The sequence below is a fragment of the Paraburkholderia sp. genome, assembly GCF_049581445.1.
Lineage (GTDB): Bacteria > Pseudomonadota > Gammaproteobacteria > Burkholderiales > Burkholderiaceae > Paraburkholderia.
In genome coordinates this window covers 1-16,631 of record NZ_JBAURZ010000057.1, presented here as the reverse complement: position 1 = coordinate 16,631, position 16,631 = coordinate 1, and the positions used below count along the sequence as shown (strand labels likewise).

17 protein-coding genes and 1 pseudogene are annotated in these 16,631 nt (G+C 60.8%); 8 read left to right on the top strand and 10 right to left on the bottom strand.

What is annotated here, in order from left to right:
* Positions 1-154 precede the first annotated feature (154 nt).
* Positions 155-388, top strand: a pseudogene (locus WCA85_RS04245) (translesion DNA synthesis-associated protein ImuA); the annotation flags it as partial.
* Between the two features lie 645 nt (positions 389-1,033).
* Here the strand turns inward: WCA85_RS04245 and WCA85_RS04240 are convergent.
* The 6 genes from WCA85_RS04240 to WCA85_RS04215 all read right to left on the bottom strand — a co-directional run bounded on the left by WCA85_RS04240 (position 1,034) and on the right by WCA85_RS04215 (position 5,040).
* On the bottom strand, positions 1,034-1,222 hold the full coding sequence (locus WCA85_RS04240) for a hypothetical protein (RefSeq protein WP_424061922.1): 189 nt from the start codon (positions 1,220-1,222) through the stop codon (positions 1,034-1,036).
* Positions 1,223-1,306: 84 nt separating this feature from the next.
* Positions 1,307-1,660 carry an NAD(P)-dependent oxidoreductase gene (locus WCA85_RS04235; RefSeq protein WP_424061921.1) on the bottom strand — a complete coding sequence of 118 codons (354 nt, stop codon included), beginning with the start codon at positions 1,658-1,660 and terminating at the stop codon, positions 1,307-1,309.
* Between the two features lie 9 nt (positions 1,661-1,669).
* The gene (locus tag WCA85_RS04230) at positions 1,670-1,816 is read right to left on the bottom strand and encodes a hypothetical protein (protein WP_424061920.1); all 147 of its coding nucleotides are present in this window, start codon (positions 1,814-1,816) and stop codon (positions 1,670-1,672) included.
* A 132-nt stretch (positions 1,817-1,948) separates the two neighbouring features.
* The gene (locus WCA85_RS04225) at positions 1,949-3,553 is read right to left on the bottom strand and encodes a methyl-accepting chemotaxis protein (protein WP_424061919.1); all 1,605 of its coding nucleotides are present in this window, start codon (positions 3,551-3,553) and stop codon (positions 1,949-1,951) included.
* 105 nt (positions 3,554-3,658) lie between these two features.
* Positions 3,659-4,651, bottom strand: coding sequence for a PdxA family dehydrogenase (locus tag WCA85_RS04220; protein ID WP_424061918.1), 993 nt, complete (start codon positions 4,649-4,651; stop codon positions 3,659-3,661).
* Positions 4,652-4,710: 59 nt separating this feature from the next.
* On the bottom strand, positions 4,711-5,040 hold the full coding sequence (locus tag WCA85_RS04215; RefSeq protein WP_424061917.1) for a non-heme iron oxygenase ferredoxin subunit: 330 nt from the start codon (positions 5,038-5,040) through the stop codon (positions 4,711-4,713).
* A 142-nt stretch (positions 5,041-5,182) separates the two neighbouring features.
* On the opposite strand from WCA85_RS04215, the gene WCA85_RS04210 reads away from it, so the two are divergent.
* The 3 genes from WCA85_RS04210 to WCA85_RS04200 all read left to right on the top strand — a co-directional run bounded on the left by WCA85_RS04210 (position 5,183) and on the right by WCA85_RS04200 (position 8,556).
* Positions 5,183-6,469, top strand: coding sequence for a Rieske 2Fe-2S domain-containing protein (locus WCA85_RS04210; protein WP_424061916.1), 1,287 nt, complete (start codon positions 5,183-5,185; stop codon positions 6,467-6,469).
* Between the two features lie 246 nt (positions 6,470-6,715).
* A complete protein-coding gene (locus tag WCA85_RS04205; RefSeq protein ID WP_424061915.1) occupies positions 6,716-7,267 on the top strand; it encodes a hypothetical protein in 552 nt (183 codons plus the stop codon).
* Between the two features lie 14 nt (positions 7,268-7,281).
* Complete coding sequence (locus WCA85_RS04200) at positions 7,282-8,556, top strand: MFS transporter (RefSeq protein WP_424061914.1); 1,275 nt, start codon at positions 7,282-7,284, stop codon at positions 8,554-8,556.
* 362 nt (positions 8,557-8,918) lie between these two features.
* On the opposite strand, the gene WCA85_RS04195 is transcribed toward WCA85_RS04200, so the two are convergent.
* The 3 genes from WCA85_RS04195 to WCA85_RS04185 all read right to left on the bottom strand — a co-directional run bounded on the left by WCA85_RS04195 (position 8,919) and on the right by WCA85_RS04185 (position 11,859).
* The gene (locus tag WCA85_RS04195) at positions 8,919-9,911 is read right to left on the bottom strand and encodes an ABC transporter substrate-binding protein (protein WP_424061913.1); all 993 of its coding nucleotides are present in this window, start codon (positions 9,909-9,911) and stop codon (positions 8,919-8,921) included.
* Positions 9,912-9,977: 66 nt separating this feature from the next.
* Positions 9,978-11,003, bottom strand: coding sequence for a 2Fe-2S iron-sulfur cluster-binding protein (locus tag WCA85_RS04190; protein WP_424061912.1), 1,026 nt, complete (start codon positions 11,001-11,003; stop codon positions 9,978-9,980).
* Between the two features lie 37 nt (positions 11,004-11,040).
* Positions 11,041-11,859 carry an IclR family transcriptional regulator gene (locus WCA85_RS04185; protein WP_424061911.1) on the bottom strand — a complete coding sequence of 273 codons (819 nt, stop codon included), beginning with the start codon at positions 11,857-11,859 and terminating at the stop codon, positions 11,041-11,043.
* 531 nt (positions 11,860-12,390) lie between these two features.
* On the opposite strand from WCA85_RS04185, the gene WCA85_RS04180 reads away from it, so the two are divergent.
* Complete coding sequence (locus WCA85_RS04180; protein ID WP_424061910.1) at positions 12,391-13,485, top strand: porin; 1,095 nt, start codon at positions 12,391-12,393, stop codon at positions 13,483-13,485.
* Between the two features lie 203 nt (positions 13,486-13,688).
* On the opposite strand, the gene WCA85_RS04175 is transcribed toward WCA85_RS04180, so the two are convergent.
* Positions 13,689-14,519: an IclR family transcriptional regulator domain-containing protein gene (locus WCA85_RS04175; protein WP_424061909.1), complete on the bottom strand. Its 831-nt coding sequence runs from the start codon at positions 14,517-14,519 to the stop codon at positions 13,689-13,691.
* A 139-nt stretch (positions 14,520-14,658) separates the two neighbouring features.
* Here WCA85_RS04175 and WCA85_RS04170 point away from each other — a divergent pair, with 139 nt between their 5' ends.
* The 3 genes from WCA85_RS04170 to WCA85_RS04160 all read left to right on the top strand — a co-directional run.
* Entirely contained in the window at positions 14,659-15,933 is a 1,275-nt protein-coding gene (locus WCA85_RS04170; protein WP_424061908.1) for an aromatic ring-hydroxylating dioxygenase subunit alpha, read from the top strand.
* 2 nt (positions 15,934-15,935) lie between these two features.
* Positions 15,936-16,406, top strand: coding sequence for an aromatic-ring-hydroxylating dioxygenase subunit beta (locus WCA85_RS04165; protein WP_424061907.1), 471 nt, complete (start codon positions 15,936-15,938; stop codon positions 16,404-16,406).
* Between the two features lie 33 nt (positions 16,407-16,439).
* Positions 16,440-16,631, top strand: a 192-nt coding sequence (locus tag WCA85_RS04160) for a 4-hydroxythreonine-4-phosphate dehydrogenase PdxA (RefSeq protein WP_424061906.1), incomplete at its 3' end; no start/stop codon positions are given.

The window sequence follows — 16,631 nt, the reverse complement described above, 5'->3', positions numbered from 1 at the left end:
TCCACTAGGTGTTCGGTACTCAACCAGTCCTGATGCAATGCATAGGCCGCGAGGTCACTGACAGCTAGATAGCAGCGCAGCACGGCCGCATGCGATTCCGTTAGCAGAGGCAGGCCGATAGTGTCTTTGTTGATTTGCATGGAATCCTGACCCCCTTGGGCTCTCGTTGGACCAGGTGATGCTTGTGAAAACACAAAGCACCGCTGATTCGCTATGGTCCGCCGAGCAGATTTTGCGAGCAGGCAGTTGCGGCGCGCTATTGTTTTGGGCACAGCACGTGAAGTCCTCATCTCTAAGGCGGCTACACCTTGCGGCACAGTCATCGGAAACGCTCTTTGTGATGATTCGACCACTGGCCACAGCGCAGGACTCGTCGCCGGCTCTGCTTTAAATAGATCGCGGAAAGCTTCGCATAAGACCGATCTTCAAACGCCTCGACTTGAGCATTCTTGAACCGCGCCGTCTAGGGACGCCCACGGGCAGTGGCCTCTACTGCGCTGAGCGCGGTCTACGACGACGGAAGATTTATGGTTGAAAGCTGTCAATCTCGGAAGTTATTTGGGTAACAGACCTACCGGAAGACCTCAGTTTTGACCGCAGAATTTGCCAAAAACGGAAGTTATTTGGTTAATTTTCCGGAAGCCAATCGAGTTCCTCTACACGTTCCGCCTGCAATGCGTAACCCTCGACGAAGGTGTTGCTCATTTCGAGGTTCTTGACGCGACACCTTGCCCGACCTGTGCCACACCAATCGAATTGCACAGTGGTGAAGGGTGGGCGTGGGCTTAGGCGAACGGATCGCAAGCTTGTCGGCTCACCGGCGAGACAGGGCCGCCTCAGGCGAGCGAATAGTAAGGAGCACGCCACCGCTGCGACAGATCGGTCTTCGCAGCGCAGACGCTCGCCGGCCTCGGGCGAAGCTATCAAACCTGCCCGCCCAGCAGGTAAAGTCGCGAGGAGGAATCGAACAGCACCGTGATCATCGAGACGGCATACGCATTGCCGCATCGGTGCCTCCGAGGGCGACAGATATCTAAATCGGCAATGCGATCGCGCACACCGCTGCGCCCGCCGCGTAACCCGCAATCAGCAGCCGCTTGGCGTCGATTAGCGATGCGAGCTGGCGGTCGACCATCTTCTTCGGCAGATCGCCGACCGCGATTTCGCCGATTGCGCCGCCGGTCCACGGAATGCCCGCGACCACACCCAACTGCGTGAACAAGATATGAAAACGCTCCGACCGCTGCGGGAACGGTGTGCTCGTCCAACTCGTGTCTCCGTCCAGATGGCCTTGGTGGCCACTTATTTAGACATTTACCGCTGCCCCGGCGATCTGTCCGCTCGTGAGTGCTTGGAGCAGCGCGGCTTCCCCGACGATCGGACCTCGCGAGGTATTGATCAGCCGGCTGGCGGGCTTCATCTGCGCGAATTCGGCCGCGCCGACCAGATGTTGGGTGCGCGGACTCAGACGCAAGTGAATGGACAAAAAGTCCGCGTTCGAAAACAGTTCATCCCTGCCGACCCGTTGCGCGCCTTTTTCTTGCGCGCGTTCTTCCGTGAGGTTCTGGCTCCGCGCAATCACGTTCATCCTGAACGCACGGCCAATGATGCCGACCGCCGAGCCGAGCCGAGCCGAGCCGACCCGGACAAGACCGAGCAAGCCAAGCGTCTAGCCGGCGAGCTCCTCGCCTAGCGAGACCTGCCAGCCACCCTGGCGCTGCGACTGATTTTCGAGCGGGATGTTGCGGGCCATCGCCAACAGCAGCGCCCAGGTGAATTCGATTGTCGGCGTGGAACTGTAACCCGTGTGAACCACTTCGATGCCGTGGTCGGCGGCCGCTTCGAGATCGATCGACGCGTTGGCGGCGCCCGTCGACTTGCAGGCGCGTGCGCACGCGCCTCGCTACTGAGGATGGGTTTGCGCGGCCTTGTTAAGCCTCCAACCGGGCTAAAAAAGCGCTTGCGGTTCGGCGCTCAGGTGAGCAGACGACGAATCCGTTTCGCCGATTTCGAAGACATACACGGCGTCCCGCAGCGCATGTGCCTGTTGAACCACCGACTGCGCGGCCGCGGCGACTTCTTCGACCAGCGCGGCGTTTTGCTGGGTCATGTAATCCATCTGACTGATCGCGCGGTTGATCTGCTCGATGCCCGCGGTTTGCTCAGCTGACGCCGCGGAGATCTCGCCGATAATTGCCGCGACCCGTCGCACAGCTTGCACCAGATGACGAATGGAGTGACCCGCATCTTCGACGAGCCTGGAGCCGGCATTGACACGGTTGATCGAATTTTCGACCAGTTCGCGGATCTCTTTGGATGCAATTGCGCTGCGTTGCGCGAGCGTGCGGACTTCGGCGGCCACCACGGCGAAGCCGCGCCCTTGCGCGCCCGCTCGCGCCGCCTCGACGGCCGCATTCAGCGCGAGAATATTGGTCTGAAACGCGATGCCTTCAATCACATTGATCACTTCGCCCACTTTCACGGAGCTCTCGGAGATGTCGCGCATCGTTTCGACAATCCGGCCGACCGCCTCGCCACCGGACTGAGCGATGGTCGACGCCTCGCTCGCGAGCGAGTCCGCTTGCCTCGCGTTGTCCGCATTCTGTTGGACCGTGCCGGTCAACTCCTCCATGGTCGAGGCGGTTTCCTCGAGCGATGCGGCTTGTTCCTCCGTGCGCTGCGACAGGTCCTCGTTGCCGGACGCAATCTGCTGGACGGAGATGACGATGGCGTGCGTGGAAGTTCTGATGGAGGCGATCTTTCGCGCAAGCTGAGCCTGCATGCGATGGATCGAAAACAGCAAGCTGGACTGGTCGCGCGGTGAGGTGTCGACCTGCGCGGTCAGATCGTTTTCAGCGATCCGGTTCGCGATCTCGGCGGCATACGCGGGCTCGCCGCCGAGACTGCGCCGAACGTTGCGGTTGATTGTCAGCATCGCCACGGAGACTGCCGCGCCGATCACCAGCACGAGCAACAGATGCTCGAGTAGCAGTCGGTGAAACTGCTCGTCGATGTCGTTCAGATAAAGGCCGGATTCGATGTACCAGCCCCACGGCTTGAATTGCTTGACGAAGGTGAGTTTGGTGGCGGTGAGATAACCGCCGTTCTGCGGGATGCGGCCCAGATATTCGAGGTAGCCTTGCCCATTCGCTTGCGCGGTGCGCACCATGTCGACGAATACCAGTGTGCCATTCGGTCCCTTGAACGCGCTGACATCCTTGTTGCGCAGATCGGGCAGGGTGGGATGCATGAGCACCGTGGGTCGCGAGTCCGTGACCATCACGAAGCCGTCCTTGCCGTAGCGCATCGCCTGCAGGCGTGCCAACGCGGCTTGTTTGGCGGCCTGCTCGCTGATGGTATGCGCGTCCGCTTCGGCGGCGAGGCCCCCCACCACGCCGGCGGCTGCCTCGACGATGTTCTGGATGGCGGCTTTCCGGTCGTCGAGCATCGCTCCACGCGATTCCCATGCTGTGGAGCCGCCCAGTAGCAGCAGCCCGATCCACATGACGGCCAGCACCGACCACAGTTTCGCATTCAAGCTCAGACGGCTCACTTTTGTCTCCCCGTTCAGCACCCTGTGGCTGACGTCGTTGGTTTTATGAAGGGCGTCTTGAGCGCGCCCTCGTGATGCTCAGATTGGCGTGATGCTGCTCGGCAGTCAGGCTTGCCGCGGTGACGCCTGGATGAGACGGTGTACCGCTGCGACCACGGCTTCCGGGCTCGCCTGGTTCTGACCGGCAATATCGAGCGCGCTACCGTGCGCCACGGACGAAAACAGCACCGGCGTGCCGATCGTCATGCCTGCCGTCCGGTTGGTAGCGAGCAGCTTGGCGGCGATGTGCCCTTGATCGTGGTACATCACGATGAACGCGTCGTAGCCGGACTTCTTGAACATCGTATCGGCGCCAAACGGGCCGTCGACGTCGATGCCCTGCTCGCGCGCCGTTTTCAACGCGGGTTCGATGATACGTGCCTCGTCGTCACCGAACATGCCGTGCTCGCTGGCGTGCGGGTTAAGACCCGCAACGGCGATGCGCGCGCGTCCACCATTGCGGGCAAGCACGGTGTGCGCCGCGGTGACCGCACTCAACACGCGTTCTTCCGTAATCAACTCCAGCGCGCGCCTGAGGCTCACGTGAAGTGTCGTATGCACGATGCGTGTCGAATCGAAGCACAGCATCAGGTAAGCGTCGTCAACGGGGATGCCGGTGCAACGCGCGACGAAGGACGGATAGCCGTCGAAGGCGATGCCCGCTTCCTTGATGGAGAACTCCGTTTGCGGGCACGCAACCACTGCGCGCACCTCGCCGGCCATGGCCGCTTCGATGGCGATCCGGGCAGACTCGACGGCCGAGCGGCCATGCGCGGCTGCAATTTCGCCGACGCGCAGCGGCTCAGCGGAGAAGTGATCGAGCGCCAGAAGCGTGACGTCTTCGGGACCGGTAATGGCGGGCTCGCTCGCCGCCCGGACCGGATGAATGCGGGCGTGAATCCGGCTGGCTGCCGCGTGATAGGCGAGTGCCTGTGCATCGCCGATGAGGATCGGCTCACAGACTTCCAGGACGCGCGGATCAACGGCGGCTTTCAACGCGATTTCAGGTCCGATCCCAGCGGGATCGCCAAGCGCGATGGCTACTTTAGGGCGACTCATTTAAGCGGACTCCACGAGCTATTTGATTAGGGCACTCAAACTCAAGTCGGCGCGACTCTTTACAGATCGTCGGCCAGTTCGATTCCTACCTCGCCGTTTTCAACGTACGCCTTGTACGTCTTCAGCGGAATCATGCAAGGCGCTGCGACAACCGCGCCGGTGCGGACGTTGAATGCACCGTTGTGGAAATCGCATTCGACGACGTCCCCATCGATACAACCTTCCGACAATGAACCAGGACCGTGTGTGCACGTGTCGTCCGTGACCAGATAGTCACCGGCGACGTTGAATACGGCGAGCGTCAGGCCATGCTTTTCAATCTTGATGGCCTGGCCGGCGCTGACATCGGAAACCTTACAAAGGCCCATGCGGGTACATGACTGCGACATCGGAAATCTCCGTTTGACAAAGGATTCGAGTGGATGATAACGTCGTTCTGTTTAAAAGAACAGCGTTCCGTTATATGGAACATGTGCAATGTGACTCCGGCAGCGCAGCCGGAAAAGAATTTGAAAACGCAAGGGCAAAGACATGTTGAGGAAAGAGCAAAACGATCTGTTGACGCAAACCGGTCCGGGTACTCCGATGGGTGAACTGTTTCGGCGCTACTGGTTGCCGGCGTTGTTGTCCGAGGAACTGGTCGAGGCCGGCGGGGCTCCGGTTCGTGTCCAGTTGCTGTCGGAGCGGATGCTGGCATTTCGCGATTCCGAAGGCCGTCTTGGACTGATCGACGAATTCTGTGCACACCGGGGCGTGTCCCTCTGGTTCGGCCGCAATGAGGAAGGCGGCATTCGCTGCCCGTATCACGGCTGGAAATACGATGTCAGCGGTCAATGCACGGAAGTGCCTTCGGAGCCGAGCGAGAGCGGCTTTTGCAATCGCATCAAGCTCAAGTCGTATCCGCTGGTCGAGCGCGGCGGCATCGTCTGGGTGTACATGGGTCCGCCTGAGGATCAGCCGCCGCTGCCCGAATTCGAATTCGCCACGTTGCCGCCGAAGCGCAACTTCATTACCAAGCGCTTGCAGGAAAACAACTGGTTGCAGGCCCTGGAAGGGGGCGTGGATTCAAGCCACGTATCTTTCCTGCATAGCGCGAGCCTGCATTCCGACCCGCTTTTCAAGGGGGCCAAAGGCAATCAGTACAACCTGAGCGACCTGAGTCCTGTGTTCGAAGTGGTCGACTCGGAAGGCGGCCTCTTTATCGGCGCACGCCGCAATGCGGAGAACGAGCAATACTACTGGCGCATTACGCCGTGGGTGATGCCGTGCTTTACGCTGGTGCCGCCGCGCGGAGACCATCCGGTGCACGGGCATTTCTGGGTGCCAATCGACGACGAGCATTGCTGGTCCTGGAGTTTCGACTATCACCCGACGCGCGAACTGACCGACGCCGAAGTGCAGGCCATGAAGGACGGTCACGGCATCCACGTCAAATACGTGCCGGGCACCTATCGTCCGTTGCAGAACAAGCAAAACGACTACCTGATGGATCGCGCGGCGCAGAAGGCCGGCATCACGTACAGCGGGGTCGAAGGCATCGGCATGCAGGACGCGTCGCTGCAGGAAAGCATGGGTGCGATCCAGGACCGCACGCGCGAAAACCTGGTCTCAACGGACAACGGCATCATCATGGTGCGTAACCGGCTGATGAAAGCCGCACGCGCCCTCGCGGAGAAAGGGCAACTGCCGCCTGGACGCGATGCGGCGTCGCAGGCCATCCGTTCGGTGGCGACGGTGCTGCGTCAGGACGTGCCCTTCAAGGAAGGCGCCAGGGAGGCGTTGCGCGCCGAGCCGGGCAAGCCCCACACAAGCGTCTAACGCAATCCGTGCAGTTACCGCCTGTTTGCAGGGTGGTAACTGTTACGCACCGCAACTTACACGAGTCGATATGATGGTTTCCGAGCGGTTTCGCCTTTTAGCACGCTTACCTACGCACACTCAGTCGTTAACGGTTGCGCCTTCTGGTTCATTGCCGCTGGCTTTTCGCTTCGCATCGTCCTTGTTTGATGGCCGATGCGTTGCCTCATTGGCGCGGCAGAATGCAAGCAATGGGAGCACCGGTTGATGGCAGCAACCTCAACGGCAATCCGGCCGGAACCCGCGCAGCAATCGTCCCGAACGGCGGTGTGGCCGGAAGCGCGCTTTCGCGTTCCTGCCGCCAATGCCTTGCCTCGCTCGGTTCGCGTGATTTCCCTCAACGACAGCGACGTGGACGTTGCGATGTCGCGGGCGCGCGGTGCGCGGCCTCACGTCGTGTTTTCCGGGCCTGCGGATTTTCGAGCCTTGATGGGCGAGAATGCGTTCGACCGGCGCACGGATGCAGCGGGCTGCATGAGCCCGGTTCAGCGAAGGCGTCTGCGAGACTGGCTGGGCACGCCGGACCTCGTTCTCATAGTGGGAGACGAGGCTGATGATCCGGCGTTGGGTATTCTGGCAGCGCATGAATATCCCAGCCATTCGATAACGATCTCCGGATTGATTCGTCGCTCCGCGGTGAGCGCGTCGAACGATTCAAGTACCTCGAATGCGTTGCGGCCCCTTTGCTCGATGATAGTACTGGTGAACGACAACGGCTATCTCGACGATATGCTGGACGCGTTGGGCGCTAAAGAATAGTGATGGAGTGAGACATGGCTAGAAATGAATTGAATCGTTGGTGGACGGTCGTGGGCGGCGCAATCTGCCTGTCGGTCGGTGCAGGTGTCATTGCGGCCTTCATGTTCGGAACGTTCATCCGGGCAATCGCCGCGCAGAATCACTGGGGACGGTCGCAGGTCTCGCTCGGCTTGACCATCTTCGAATTCGCCATGGGGCCAGGCACGATCGTGCTCGGGTCGCTGATCGACCGCTGGGGCGTACGCAAGCCCACGCTATTTTTCCTCACCATGTTTGCGCTTTCGATTGCACTCGTGAGCGTGATGCCGCCATCGGTCTTCCTGTTTTGCATGGTTTTCGCGCTGGTCGGCTTCTTTGCGCCGGGCAGCAATGCCTTGCCGTATGCAAAAGTGGTGTGCGCGCGCTTCGATCGCCATCGCGGTCTGGCCCTCGGACTGACGGTTGGCGGCACTGCCGTGGGTGGCGCGCTGATGCCGCAATATGCAGGCTACCTGCTGCGCAATTACGGTTGGCGCACGGGTTATCTGGGCGTGGCGATCGCGGTCGCCGTATTTTCGCTGCCGGCGCTGTATTTTCTCGTCAAGATGCCGAAGAGCGCGGAGGACGTGCAGCGCAAGAGTGTTTCGAAGGCCGACCTTCCGTCGCTTTGGCAGATCACGAAAACCAGTCGCTCCTTTCGTCAGCTCGGCATTGCTATTTTCTGCATGTCGGGCGTGATGCTGGCACTCCTGTCGCAACTGGTTCCCATGATGATGGATCGCGGCACGACGATCCGGGTGGCCACCAGCATGCTGTCGGTGGCGGGGTTGTCTTCCGCGGTGGGTCGTTTACTCGCCGGCTATCTGATGGACCGCATGCATGCGCCGTACGTGGCGGCCTTGTCGTTTGCCGTCACGATGATCGGCGTGCTGATTCTCGCGGGCGGCGGCGTGGGTACGCCGGCGATCGTCGCGGCCGCGCTGACCGGGGTCAGTATTGGCGCCGAGGCGGACATCATCACCTTCATCGTCAGCCGCTATTTCGATCTGCGCCTGTTCGGCCGCGTGTGCGGCGGTATCTGGGCGTGCTGGGGTTGGGGTGCCGGAACGCTGATCTTCCTGACCGGCCTGTGCTACGACCTGATGCATTCATACCATCTTGCGCTGTGGAGCTTTGTCGGCTTGATTGGTATCTCGATCTTGAGCATCTGCCGGCTTGGACCGTATGTCTATCCGGAGCGGCGCGATCCTTATGAAGGTCTGGGCGCCACGTCCTCCAGCGACGCTGCTGCAACCGATATGATCCACTGAGATGTCTCTCGCAGTTGACACCTGGCACTTAGCATCCGCGCATGCGGGGACATCCACGGCTCTTTAAGCGTGGCGGCGCTGGCGAGCGCCTCGCGCGTAGCGTCAGCCTGCCTGCGCGGAACGGCTTGAAAAAGGGAAGTTAGCCGGCGGCAGGGATCGCCGCCGGACAGAATGGTGGGAGTCAAGCGCGCTCGCGCAAGGGCGGCGTAATAGCTCGGCTCCGCTAGCCCGGCTGCGCTAGCCCGGCTCCGCAGCACCAGGTTCGTGGAACCGGCTGCGCAGAACCGGCAAAGGGGCGACCAAGATTAGTCGCCCTTCGATAGGGTTTCCGCCATCACCTCGCGGAAACCACTACACGTACTTCAGATCTTGAACGACTCGAACGTCTCGGGAGCGAACAGCTCTTCCGGCGAGAGCAGGCGCTTCGAGAGACCTTGCTCATAGGAATAGCGCAGGAACACAGCGAGCGTGTCGCGGTTCTTCTGCAAGCCATACGGCCAGAAATCCGCGCCCATTTCCTTGCGGACCTCTTCGACGTGCGCATTGAGCCAGGGCAGCATGGCCTTGAGTGCCGCCGTTTCGTTGAGGTCCTCGTAGGTCCTGCGTTGCGAGTCCGCGAGCGCCTTGTAGAGCGATTGCGCGACCCAGCGATTCGCCTCGTAGATCTCCCTGCGCACCACCACCGTATGCATGATCGGGAAAATGCCGGTGTCGCGGAAGTAGGCACGTTCGACGTCGACGTAATCCTCGAACAGGCGCTTCACTTTGCCGTCACCCTTCAGGTACGAGGACGGCATGCGGGCGGTGTAAAGCGCGTCGATTTCGCCGTCGTGCAGCATCTGCGAAAGCGTCTTGTCCGGACCAATCTGTTGCACGCGGATATTGCCGGGCAGATCGAGCTTCAGCTTTTCCGAGCGGTTAGGCTCTTCTTCGCCGCCGGTGTAGTACGTGACGCTGTCTACCGGTACGCCATAGTGATCGGACAGGATGCCGCGAATCCATACCGGCGCGGTCATCTGATACTCGGGGTTGCCGATCCGCTTGCCGATCAGATCGTGCGGGGTCCGGATTCCCGAGTCGGCATTCACGTAGATGCACGAGTGCCGGAAAAAGCGCGACGGGAAGACCGGAATCGCGATGAAGGGGCGCGGTTCCTTGAAGCACGAAATCGTATAGGACGACAGCGACATTTCCGCCGCATCGAATTCGCGATTGCGCAGCATGCGGAAGAAGGTTTCTTCGACCGGCATGTTCAGGTAGTTCAGGTCGATGCCGTCCGGCTGGACGGTGCCGTCCATCAATGCGCGCGTGCGGTCGTAGTTCCAGCAACCGAAGGCGAGTTTAAGCTTTGACAAGGTGCACTCCTTAGATCTGCTAAGCGTGCGCCGTAGCACTGCGGCGCAACACCGCCGGGCAGAGGTTTAATAAAACTGATCGAAGTGAACGCGCTCGAACGGAACCTGACGGGCAATCAGCATCTGCTGTACTGCTGTGCCCATTGCCGGTGGCCCGGCGAAGTAGATTTCCATGTCGTTCAACTTCTCGCCGAAGAGGGCGTCGGCCAGATCGTGCACGAAACCGCTATGACCGGTCCATGCATTCGGGGCATCCGCTGGCGGGTTCGAAACGGCCGCATGGAAGCGTATGCGCTCGCCAAAACCGGACAACGTTTCGAGCATATCCTGGCCGCAGACGTCCTGCGGCGTTCTGCCACCGTAGAGGAAATGAAGCTTGAGGCCGGCAAGATTCGGGTCCGATGCGACGCCGCGAGCGATGGAGATCATCGGCGCAAGGCCCGATCCGCCCGCAATGCACAGGATGTCGCGTGGTGCGTCGCGGCGCAGATAAGCCCGGCCATAGGGGCCGTCGATGTCGATCCGCGTGTTTTCGCGCAGCTGGTCGAACAGCACGCCGGTTCCTATGCCGCCGGGTACGCGGCGAATCTGGAAGTGCAGCGAGCGCGACGAGTCTGCGATATTGCTCATCGAGTAAGCGCGCACGCCGGGCACGCCCGGCAGGTCCAGCAGCGCATACTGTCCTGGCTCGAACGGCATGTCGGCGTCGAGCGAGAAGCGGAATTCTTCGATGTCGTGCGTGATGGCGTGACGCTGCGTCAGTTTGGCAGAGACGCGGCGCGGCAGGTGCATGGGGGCATATTGGGGGGACGTCCTGACCTTGATCGCGCAATCGGAACCAGGCCGCGCCTGACAGCCGAGAAAGCGGCTGCGCTCACGGTCCTTGTCGGTCCAGCCCGGCGCTTGCGGCCAGGCTTGCTCGACCTGGCCGTCAAGAAGCTGGAACTTGCAATTGCCGCAGGCTCCGACATTGCATTCATAGGGAAACGGTATGCCCGCGCGTAGCGCAGCTCGGAGAATGGTGTCATCTGGCTGGCACAGAAAAGAAACGTCTGTTCCTTCCACGGTAATGCGATGAGTCAGTTCAGGCATGGAATCACTATTCTCCTACGGGCTTACACAATCACACTCATGGGCGCCGGTACCCCAGACGAGTGGAGATCCCTTCGGCCGCGTTCAGCACAAGCGGCGTAAAACCGCGCAACGACTTCTTCGTTAGACGTTGTGTCGGGCCTCCCATGCTGATGGCGGCAACGACCTGGCCGCTCATGTCGCGCACAGGCGCTGCGATACTGCGCATACCGGTTTCCGATTCTTCATCGTCAACCGAAAAACCTTCAATACGGACCTGCTCGAGCATCTTGAGCAGCGCCGCCGAACTCGTGTCGGTCTTCAGCGTGCGAGCCACCAGACCTTCCTTGATCACGCGACCTACCACGTCAGGAGCGCTATGCGCGAGCAGAACGCGGCCTTCGCAGGTGCAGAATGCGGGTTTGCGCACACCGATATAAGAGCGCATGCGGATTGCCTGATTGCTTTCAAGGTTGAACAGATAAATGATGCTCGTCGTGTCGAGGATGGCCAGGTGCACCGTCTCATCCGTGCGTTCCCGCAACTCGTGAAGAAACGGTAGCGCCTGAGCGGATACGTCAAGCCGTCTTCTGACCAAGGCCCCAAGCGCGAACAGTTCGATGCCGAGCCGGTAACGGCCGTTTTCGACGTTCTGCTCCAGCAGGCCTTCGGCAAGCAACGTTGTGGCGAGTCGGTGCGCCGTGCTTTTCGCGAGTTTCAGACGCTTGGCGAGCGTACTGATGCCGATCTCCGGCTCTTCCTCCGAAAACGTCTTCAGCACGCGGATAGCCGCCGTGACCGACGATAGTCGCCCCTCCGTTGAATTCTGTTCCGCCTCCTCCCCCGCGTCCGGTACAGCACGTGTATTCGTTGCCATAGACTCTACCTCAGAAAGTTTAAAATGGAACAACGTTCCGTATAAAGGAACATTATGCCTTCAGTCGCTTATTCTGTCGAGCGGCATTCGTCACCGAAAGTGACGGACTTTGGCCGCGCCAGGCCCGTAATGATAACCAGGCTGATACGCCGTGACGCTTTTACGGCAATCCGCCGCAAACGGGCCGTCGATCTTGCATGCGCGCTTGAAACGCTAAGGAATCCTGCCTAGTTAGCAGTCAATATCAGTGCATACCCTGGCTGAATTCTTCTTGACATCGATTTGCGGAGATTGCCAAATACGATCCGCACCACTTTAAGGAACAGCGTTCCATATAAAGGAACGATTAAAAGGCGCCGTCTTTACAGTGAGGGACGTCGGTTCCACGAGCTCGTCGGAGAACCCGCGACGGGCGAGGCGGCAAAGCAACCGGTCTGCGCGCGTATGGCTGAGGTGTGGAAGAGTCGTCTGGCCTTGCTAAGGGTGCGGACAGAAAGATGCATTGATAAAAAACGTGAGGAGATAGGCAAGATGCGAGCGGGAGTTTTAAAGATTCTGGCTGTTCTGACCTTTGCAGGTTCCACAGCGGTGCATGCGCAAAGCAGCATCACGTTGTTTGGTCTGATGGATAACGGGGTGAGCTATATCAGCAACGAGCACGGACATGGCCTCGTCAAGGCGAACGACGGTGTGTTTACGCCAAACCTTTGGGGGATCAAAGGCAACGAGGACCTGGGCGGCGGATTGCGGGCGATTTTCCAGCTCACGAATCAGTTCTCCGTCAATACGGGCGCGATCACTCCGGGTCAGCAACTGTTCTCGAAGACGTCATACATCGGTCTCGCGGATGACCGCTTCGGGACGCTTACGATGGGCAGCCAGTATGACTTCATGGCGACGTCGCTCTGGGCATCGAACATCGATACGGCCGACGATGGCGGCTTTTTCTTCGGCTTTCCCGCTGGCCCGTTTCAGCACCTCGGCATTCCCAACAATCCGACCGGCGAACTGGACTGGGATCGCAGCGAAGGCACGCCGATTGCCAACACGGTCAAATACCTCAGTCCCAAGTTCAGCGGGCTTTCGTTTGGCGCCATGTACGGGCTCGGCGGGGTGGCGGGTTCGGTCGGTGCAGGCAATTCATCCAGTTTCGGCGTGAACTACGCGGCAGGCGACCTCGGCCTCGGCGCGGCGTACACCGACGTCAAGTACATCGTCGCGGGCCAGCCGCAGGTCAGCGTGCGCAACTGGGGCGTGGGCGGCGTCTACAGGTTCGACACGGTGACGCTGCACGGCTTGATCACGACGGTGCGCAATACGTCGAATGGCGGCGCCGTCGCGGAGGTTTCGGCTGGCGTGCGGTGGCAGTTTGCCCAGGCGTGGATGCTGAGCGGCGAGTACATGTACATGAAGGGCGACACGTTTCTGGACAACAACCACGCCAATCAGATCGGCGCGACGCTGTTCTACAACTTGTCGAAACGCACCACGGTGTATGCCTCGTCGATCTATCAGCGCGCCAATGCGGGCGCTCAGGCGCTGATCAGCGGCATTACGGACCCTAACGGTTCTTCGAGCAGCAACAGTCAGTCGGTGTTCCGCGTCGGGGTGCACACCGTCTTCTAATCGGCAGGGAGCGCACGCAGGTGCGCTAATTCAACGTCACGTCCAGTCCGGCAGCCATCAGCCCCAATGCGGACCAGCGATAACAGCATGGTCTGGTCCGACGCACGGCTGCCGGGCTTCGCCGATGGATGATGCGCACAAGGAATTCTAGCTGCGGGCAAGGGCGGCGCCGTCATCACGGCCCGTCACTTTCCCGTTCCGCCTCAAAGCGCGCGCTGCAGGCGCGCTGCAACGGCCTTTAAAACAGGAAGAAACCTTTCCTCCAAAGTCTCCACACTCACGCGCCCGGAAAACACACTGACGCTGAGCGCGGCCTCGATCTCGCCGCTGCGATTTCTGACCGGCACGGCCATCGCGGACATACCGATCTCGAGCTCCTGGTCGCTGATGGCGTAGCCGTTTTCCGCTGCGAGCCTGACGGCCTGCAAGACTGCAGTGTTGTTTACAAGCGTGCGATCGGTCAACCGCTTCATGGACACTCTGTCGAGATGCCGGCGAGCCTCCTCTTCCGTCAAACCGGACAGCAGTACGCGTCCGGTCGCCGAGCAATACGCCGGCAATCTGCCTCCCAGCTTGACCCCCGTCGACACGATCCTGACCGCTTCGGCGCGCGCGATGAACACGGAGTAGCCCTCGTCCATGACCGCGAGCGATACCGATTCCTGTAACTCTTCGCGCGCGTTCGCCAGCAGCGGCTGTGCAATTTGCGTCAACGATGACGTGCTCAGGTACGCACTACCCAGCCTCAACATGCGTGGCAGCGGCGTAAAAAATTTGCCGTCGTGAGCCAGATAGCCGAGATCTACGAGCGTAAGCAGGCACCGGCGCGCTGCGGGCCGGCTCAGATCGGCCAGATGCGCGGCATCCGACACGGTCATGCGCGTGGTCGACGCTCCGAACGCCTCGATGATCGCAAGCCCCTTGGCGAGACCCGCCATGCCTTCCTTCGCGCGCGTTTTGCCGCTCGACTCGGCGTCTTCGTCGAGCGACGACGCGCCCTCCTGCCCGTTGACAGGTTCTTTGACGGATGTCATATTTAATCTAAATATCGAACAATGTACGGTATTCGAACATATCCGGCCGGCCGTGTCAACTTTCGCCGACGCCCGAACGACTGTGTCCGGTCAAGGCAGGCAACGTTTAACGGCCTCTGAAATACATGGAGCGAGCAACTTGAACATCATCCCCATTAAGCCGGCGCGGCGCGCCAGCATCACCTGGCCGTCCGAAGGCCTCACGCGCGTGCCCTACACGCTGTTTCAGGACGAAGACGTCTACGCCGACGAGCAGGACGCGATTTTCCGCGGCCCGAACTGGAGCTACCTCTGTCTCGAAGCCGAACTGCCGAATCCGGGCGATTTCCGCAGCAGCTTCATCGGCGATGCGCCGGTGGTGGTCACGCGCGACACAGATGGCGAACTCTACGCATTCGAAAACCGCTGTGCGCATCGCGGCGCGATGGTCTGCCTCGAAGACCAGGGCAACGCCAAGGATTTCAGCTGCGTGTATCACGCGTGGACCTACAACCTGCAAGGCGATCTGCTCGGCGTCGCGTTCAAGGACGGCATCGGCGGCAAGGGCGGCATGAAGCCGGATTTCTGCGAAGGCGACCATGGCCTGCGCAAGCTGCGAGTCGCGACGCTGCACGGTCTCGTATTCGGCAGTTTCTCCGACGACGTTCCGCCTCTCGATGAATATCTCGGCGAAGAAATCGTGGAGCGCATTGCACGCGTGCTTGAGAACCGCACGCCGGTCGTGCTCGGCCGCTTCACGCAGATGCTGCCGAACAACTGGAAGCTTTACTTCGAGAACGTTAAGGATTCCTATCATGCGAGCATCCTGCATCTGTTCTTCACGACATTCCAGCTGAACCGGTTGTCACAGCGTGGCGGCATCATCGTCGACCCGAGCGGCGGCCATCACGTTAGCTACTCGGCCGTCGACCATGCCGCGGAGGCGGCAGCGCAAGCGAAGGCGGCCAGCGACTACGCGGAGCAGAAGATCCGCTCCGAAAGCGAACACCGTCTCGAGGACTCATCGGTGCTGGCCGGCACCGACGAATTCGGCGACGGCGTCACGCTGCAGATTCTCTCGGTGTTTCCCGGCTTCGTGCTTCAGCAGATCCAGAATGCGATCGCGGTTCGCCAGATTCTGCCGCGTGGCACGCAGCAGACCGAACTGAACTGGACCTACCTCGGCTTTGAAGACGATACCCCTGAATTGCGCGAGATGCGTCTGCGACAAGCCAATCTCGTGGGGCCGGCCGGCTACGTGTCGATGGAAGACGGCTGCGTCGGCGGCTTCGTGCAGCGCGGGATCGACGGCGCGAGCGACAGCCGCTCGGTGATCGAGATGGGCGGCGATAGCGCTGAAAGCAGCGAAAGCCGCGTGACGGAAGCGTCCATTCGGGGCTTCTGGAAGGCATACCGCAACGCAATGGGGTACTGAGAATGGCGCAAGACATCCATCAACTGATCGCTCGCGCGCAAGCCGAATACGTGCGTTGCGTCGACGACGGCGATCTCTCGCAATGGCCGGAGCTGTTCACCGAACCCTGCGTCTACAAGGTCACGACCGCCGACAACCATAAGCGCGGCCTCGCGGGCGGCATGATCTACGCGGCTTCGCGCGGCATGCTGATCGACCGCGTCGCTTCGCTGCGCGACGCCAACATCTATGAGCGCCACGCTTACCGGCATCTGCTCGGGCAGCCTTACGTCGTCAGCGAAAGCGAACGGGAAGCGCGCAGCGAAACCTCGTTCATGGTGGCGCGCATCATGCGCGACGGCACGACGACTCTGTTCGCCACTGGCCGTTACTGCGACGTCTACGTCGTGGCTGATGGCTGCGTGAAGCTGCGTGAACGGATCGTCGTGTGCGACAGCTCGCGTATCGACACGCTGCTAGCGCTGCCGCTCTGACGCACGCAATGCCTGCGCATCGTCCATACGACCTTGCACGAAGGCATCGCATCGGCGCTCGCGCGGCTCGACCCGCGCCATGTCGAGCGCGCGGCGCGAGCTGCCGCGCGGACGCTGCGCAACGAGGGCATCGCCGTGATCGGGCCGCAAGGCGCGGACCTGTTGCTGACGAATCCCGACGTCGACGTGTTCGTCGCGATGTATCACGACCAGGGACACATTCCC